The organism is Alcanivorax sp. HI0083 (genome assembly GCF_001635175.1).
Genome location: NZ_LWFX01000863.1, coordinates 1 through 784, shown reverse-complemented (window position 1 = coordinate 784; position 784 = coordinate 1). Strand labels below are relative to the sequence as shown.

At 55.7% G+C, this 784-nt stretch carries 3 protein-coding genes; all 3 read right to left on the bottom strand.

The window, feature by feature from the left end:
• The coding region (locus A3754_RS28835) for a DUF6713 family protein (RefSeq protein WP_369817596.1) at positions 1–429 on the bottom strand (429 nt) is incomplete at its 3' end.
• A gap of 62 nt (positions 430–491) precedes the next feature.
• On the bottom strand, positions 492–626 hold the full coding sequence (locus A3754_RS28720) for a DUF6713 family protein (protein WP_255363125.1): 135 nt from the start codon (positions 624–626) through the stop codon (positions 492–494).
• A gap of 71 nt (positions 627–697) precedes the next feature.
• A partial coding sequence (locus tag A3754_RS28715; RefSeq protein WP_156496918.1) for a DUF1456 family protein occupies positions 698–784 on the bottom strand: 87 nt, incomplete at its 5' end.

Sequence of the window (784 nt, the reverse complement as noted above, 5' to 3'; positions counted from 1 at the left end):
TGGCAGCGTTTTCAGTTGTGCCAGAGACAATATCAATGTGGCCGCCAGTAGCAACAGCGACATGGGCTGCCAAAACTCGGTATGTCCGGCCAGGAAAAAGCCGCTGTGGATCGCCACCGTTAGTATCCCCAGGCTAGCCAGAAACCGGTGGCACAGGCGTTGATGTGGGCTGTGGGTGGCCACTTGCATGAAGGCGAACATTACCAGGGCGATGATGGGCAGGTTAGGGAGCCTCTGAATAACTCCTTGCGCGCTCAGCGTGGCCTGAAGGGTGCAGCTGTTGTGTTTTGTCGCGACGGTCCGGGTGGCTCCCTTTCCTAGCGGCAAAGCGCAGCAGATGGGCCCTTCAGGCCGCGCCCTCCGGGTCTTCCAGGCTGGCCCGCACTCGTTGTTGCAATGTCTTGATGGGTGGACACACACCTTCAACATTGCGCCTAGATTGCGAACCAGCCTGAAAGACTGAGCATGCAAGGAGTTATTCAGAGGCTCCCTCATATCAGGTTGAGCTGATTGCCACCGGGTAAGTGGAAAAGGTTCCACTCGTGCCAATAGGCGGCATCGATCTGGTGGGTGAACAGCACGGTGCTGTTTAGCAGGAAAAGGATTTGTGGCAGGTCGGGTTTCATGGCATGTCTCCGCTATCACTGCCATGAAACCCGTTTTGCCGGGGTAATGCCATTACCTCACAGGTAAGCGCTTATTCCCCGTCACGATACTGAATCTGCAAACCCTTGAGAAAATTGCGCAGAATCTGGTCCTTGCACTCGCGATAATGCTTGTGGCC